Source organism: Sulfuricurvum sp., assembly GCF_023250475.1.
Lineage (GTDB): Bacteria > Campylobacterota > Campylobacteria > Campylobacterales > Sulfurimonadaceae > Sulfuricurvum.
In genome coordinates this window covers 1-4,261 of sequence record NZ_JAHFAQ010000153.1, presented here as the reverse complement: position 1 = coordinate 4,261, position 4,261 = coordinate 1, and the positions used below count along the sequence as shown (strand labels likewise).

The following is a 4,261-nucleotide window of genomic DNA, read 5'->3' as shown; positions in this document are numbered from 1 at the left end:
CTTTGTTGATTGCGTTTTCAGGCTCACACCAAGACGCAATCAACAAAGGGTTGGCGTATCAGCGCGCCAAAGAGGATCCGTTTTGGGAAGTGCCGTATTTGCCGATCGACCCGCAGGATGTCGGGCGAAATTATGAGGGGATTATCCGTATCAACTCGCAATCAGGCAAAGGGGGCGTTGCGTATGTCCTCGAAGATAAATTCGGCTATTCCTTGCCGAAAAAAATGCACCCTGAAATCGGAACCATCGTTCAGCGCGTTACCGATGAAGCGGGACGCGAACTCTCAAGCGAAGAGATTTTGGACATTTTCGAGAAAACCTATTTCGGCGAACCGCACGATATCGAGTTTGTGGACTATTCGGTGATCTCGGAGAGCGCGAAAGAGCACTCTGCCAAATGTGTGTTGGAATATACCCATAACGGCAAAATGATTCGAAGCGAAGGGCAGGGGAACGGTCCCATCGATGCGTGCAAAAATGCGTTGATGGTGGAGTATTCGCATAACTTTAAAATTCTTTCGTACTCTGAGCATTCACGCGGAGAGCTCTCCAGTGCCGAAGCGGTCGCGTACATCGAGATCCAAACGGAGAGTTTGGATAAATTTTTCGGGGTAGGGTGTGATAACGACATCACCGTAGCCTCGATCAAAGCGATGTTTAGTGCTCTTAATCGGGCGTTTTCGTAACTTCTTCTCTACTTTTCTGTTTAGTCAGAAAAGTACCAAAAGATCATACCGTGATCCAAGAACGCTACGTTCTTCTCGGCACAACTGCCTTCAGAACGGCTCTTTGTATTGGATCACGGGAATTTTATAATATTTTTTAACTCCATCTTCGCTATAATCGCGCAATTTTATCCAATATGAGAGTATGACTATGATGGATGTCCGCGAAGCCTTTTTGGCCTTTTTTGAATCAAAACAACACGCACGGGTTCCGAGTTCTCCCCTCGTTCCTGATGATGCAACCCTCCTTTTCACCAATGCGGGGATGGTTCCGTTTAAGTCAATCTTTACGGGTGATATCCCTATCCCTGCCAATCCTCGTGCTACGAGTGCACAGACATGTATTCGCGCAGGAGGCAAGCATAATGACCTAGAGAATGTCGGTCACACGGCGCGTCACCATACGTTTTTTGAGATGCTCGGGAACTTCAGTTTTGGTGATTATTTCAAAGAGGAAGCGATTGCCCATGCGTGGGAGTTTGTTACGGAAGTGATGAAACTCCCTGTCGATAAACTTTGGGTGACGGTTCATGAGAGTGATGACGAAGCCGAAGCAATCTGGAAAAAACATATTTCCGCCGATCGCATCATGCGTTTGGGTGACAAAGATAACTTTTGGCAGATGGGAGATACCGGACCGTGCGGACCGTGTTCGGAGATTTTCGTCGATCAGGGTGCGGAACATTTTAACGGCCCTGAGGATTATATGGGGGGAGACGGGGATCGTTTCCTCGAAATCTGGAATCTTGTATTTATGCAGTATGAGCGCAATGCCAAGGGTGAGCTGAAACCGCTACCGAAACCATCGATCGATACGGGAATGGGGCTAGAACGTGCTACTGCGGTACTCGAAGGGGCTTTGAGCAACTATGATTCGACCCTTTTTATGCCGATTATCCGTCGTGTTGAAGCTCTTATCGGTAAACCCTATACCTATGCAAGCGGTGCGTCGTACCGTGTTATCGCCGATCATATCCGTACCGTTACATTCCTCCTTGCTCAGGGGACGAACTTTTCGAATGAAGGGCGAGGATACGTCCTTCGTCGTATTCTTCGCCGTGCGGTTCGTCACGGATATCTCCTTGGATTTACCAAACCGTTTATGTTTGAGATTGCCGACACCGTTGCGGAATTGATGGGCAAACAATATCCGTACATCGTTGAAAAATTGGCAGTTTTAAAAGAGCAAATTATGCTCGAAGAGGAACGCTTTTTCAAAACTATCGCTTCGGGGATCGAACTTTTCAACGAAGAGTTGAAAAATACCAAAGAGACCTTCAGCGGAGAAGTGGCGTTCAAGCTCTACGATACTTTCGGATTCCCTCTCGATTTGACGGAAGATATGTTGAAAGAGAAACATCTCTCTCTCGATGTAGAGACGTTTGAAGCATTGATGTTAGAGCAACGCAAGCGTGCAAAAGCGGCATGGAAAGGCTCCGGTGATGCTCATATCGAGGGTGATTTTAAAGCTCTCCTCGAAACGTTCGGCGTTAATACTTTTATCGGGTATGCCTACACCAAAGCCCCCGTTAAAATCCAAGCCCTTTTGGGTGAGAATTTCGAGAGAGTTGAACAGCTTCATGCGCACCAAAGAGGATGGGTGCTCCTCGAAGAGACTCCGTTTTATGCCGAAAGCGGCGGACAATGCGGCGATATCGGAACTCTCGGTGACAAAGCGGCTGTTTTGGATACGAAAAAATTTCACGGTTTGAATCTCTCCCATATCGAAACCAAAGAAACACTTAGTGTCGGCGAAACGGTAGATGCGATTGTCGATCCTTCCCGTAACGAAATTACGAAGCACCACTCGGCAACCCATTTGCTTCATGCGGCGTTGTATGAACTGTTGGGCGAACATATCTCCCAAGCGGGTTCGTTGGTCGAGCACAACCGTCTCCGTTTCGATTTTTCACACCCAAAAGCGATGAGTCATGAAGAGATTGCCCTTGTGGAAGAGAGAGTAAACTATCATATCTTCCATGCGCTGGAGGGATTGACGCGTGAGATGAGCATCGACGAAGCGAAAAAGAGCGGGGCGAAAGCGCAGTTCGGTGAAAAATACGGCGATACGGTTCGTGTTGTCAATTTCGGAACCGCTTCGGTCGAGTTCTGTGGCGGTATTCACGTCGATAATACCGCTTCTATCGGAACGTTTGTTATCACCAAAGAGAGCGGCGTAAGCGCCGGTGTGCGCCGCATTGAAGCGGTGTGCGGCAATGCGGCGTACAACCTCTTTAAACAACAGCGCCATCTCCTCGAAGAGGTGGAAACTTCGGTTAAAAATCGCGATGTGTTAGCGGGTATCGAGCGTCTCAAAGAGCAGGTTAAAACCCTCAAATCGGAAATGTCGGCATTGTCATCCAGTGCCAAAGAAGAGCTTGCAGTTAGCATGATAGGAAATACGGCGGTTGTCGTTGCCGAGCTTAGTGCGGGGGATATCAAAGAGCGTATCGATGAGCTTAAAAATCAGCATGATTCGGTTGCGGTGATTCTCTTCCAAATCAAAGAGGATAAAGTCCTTCTTGCGGCGGGTGCGAAAAACACGGCTGTCAAAGCCGGGGATTGGATCAAAGCGATTGCACCGATTCTCGGCGGCGGCGGCGGCGGACGTCCTGATTTCGCCCAAGCGGGTGGAAAAGATGCTTCCAAACTTAGCGAAGCGAAAGATGCGGCACTCGCTTATGTGACGAAGGAACTCTCATAATGAAAGAGTTTTTAGTCGAAACCTTTGCCCACCATCGGACATTGATTGTATTTCTGCACGTTATCAGTGCAGTGATCTGGGTTGGCGGGATGATAGCGGTCCGTTTCGCAGCCCATCAGTCATTGGCACTTATCTCCGATCCAAAACTTCGGCTGGAGCGTGCGGCACATACCCTTAAACGTCTTTTCACCATCGTAACACCGTTTGTTATTATCCTTATTGCTACAGCGGTCATTATGGCGGTAGGTCTCGGATTCCGTGCGGCGGCGATGGATCCATCGGGCAATGTGATCGATGAGTATGCGATGAGTATCTACAATACCGTCCATATCAAAGAGGCGATTTGGCTGGTTATGTCGATCAATCTCGCAGCAATGATAGTTCGTCGCAAACGTGCGGAAAAAGCATTGCAAGAGGGAAAACTTGAAGTGGCCAAAGATATGCTGGGTCTTATCGGAAAATATATGGTTCCGGTGAATATCGTGCTGGGTGTTACCGCCATCTTTATCGGTGTGGTACTCCGAAACGCGTATTAAAAAATGATACGCTTAGCGTCTTCTTCTAGTACTCGTGCCGAACTTCTGCGAGCGGCGGGTATCCCCTTTCTCCAAGAATCATATGATTTCGATGAAGACTCGATTATCGCCCCCACTCCCAAAAATTTTGTCTATCAAGCGACACTCGGAAAATATCGGGTTAATTTGAAAAAATTCGGGTGTGCCGATTATCCCCTCCTGGTCGCCGATACGGTCGTGAGTGCTCAGGGAAAAATTTTGCGTAAAGCGAAAGACGAAGCTGATGCACGGGAGATTTTGGAAACCCAAAGCGGTTC

General features: G+C 48.2%; 4 protein-coding genes. All 4 read left to right on the top strand.

Annotation, left to right across the window (positions count from 1 at the left end):
* Window positions 1-686 (top strand): alpha-isopropylmalate synthase regulatory domain-containing protein (locus Q0C19_RS11150; protein ID WP_295056007.1); only part of this gene is annotated, 686 nt, incomplete at its 5' end.
* 193 nt (window positions 687-879) lie between these two features.
* A complete protein-coding gene (gene alaS / locus Q0C19_RS11145; protein ID WP_295056009.1) occupies window positions 880-3,429 on the top strand; it encodes an alanine--tRNA ligase in 2,550 nt (849 codons plus the stop codon).
* Window positions 3,429-3,965, top strand: a complete 537-nt coding sequence (locus tag Q0C19_RS11140) for a hypothetical protein (RefSeq protein WP_295056005.1) — start codon at window positions 3,429-3,431, stop codon at window positions 3,963-3,965. Before alaS ends, Q0C19_RS11140 begins: the two co-directional genes overlap by 1 nt.
* 3 nt (window positions 3,966-3,968) lie before the next feature.
* The coding region (locus Q0C19_RS11135; protein WP_295056003.1) for a Maf family protein at window positions 3,969-4,261 on the top strand (293 nt) is incomplete at its 3' end.

Coding starts and splice junctions, on each gene's coding strand:
- alaS (WP_295056009.1), top strand. CDS start 880: ATGGATGTCCGCGAAGCCTTTTTGGCCTTTTTTGAATCAAAACAACAC.
- Q0C19_RS11140 (WP_295056005.1), top strand. CDS start 3,429: ATGAAAGAGTTTTTAGTCGAAACCTTTGCCCACCATCGGACATTGATT.